The sequence below is a fragment of the Sulfitobacter sp. HI0040 genome (assembly GCF_001634885.1).
Classification (GTDB): domain Bacteria; phylum Pseudomonadota; class Alphaproteobacteria; order Rhodobacterales; family Rhodobacteraceae; genus Sulfitobacter.
This window is the reverse complement of the sequence record NZ_LWEX01000598.1, coordinates 1-479: the sequence shown is the minus strand read 5'-3', so window position 1 is coordinate 479 and position 479 is coordinate 1. Positions and strand designations below refer to the sequence as shown.

The window sequence follows — 479 nt, the reverse complement described above, 5'->3', positions numbered from 1 at the left end:
GCTTCTTCCGCTGTTTACGGCCAGGGATACACGCCCGTATCCCTTTGTCTTTCAACGCTTCTCGGAACCAATCGGCGTCATAGCCACGATCGCCAAGCAGCCAGTCCACCCTGGGCAAACGGCTCACCAGTGCTCGGGCACCGACGTAATCGCTGACCTGTCCTGCGGTCACGAACAGATTGAGCGGTCGGCCTTGGCTGTCGCAGATGGCGTGCAGCTTGGTGTTCATGCCGCCCTTGGTACGGCCAATCAGGCGTCCACGCCCCCCTTTTTGACGGCCAGACTGGTCGCTGTGCGGTGTGCCTTCAGGTGCGTGGCGTCGATCATCACAGTCTTCTTTTCCTCGTGACTTTCGGCCAGACCTGCCATCATCCGGGCAAAGATACCTTTGTCGCTCCACCGCTTCCAACGGTTGTACAGCGTCTTGTGCGGCCCGTATTCCTTAGGCGCGTCGCGCCAACGCAAGCCATTGCGATTGA

1 pseudogene is annotated in these 479 nt (G+C 59.7%); it reads right to left on the bottom strand.

The window, feature by feature from the left end:
* A pseudogene (locus A3728_RS22565) lies at positions 1-479 on the bottom strand (IS5 family transposase); the annotation flags it as partial.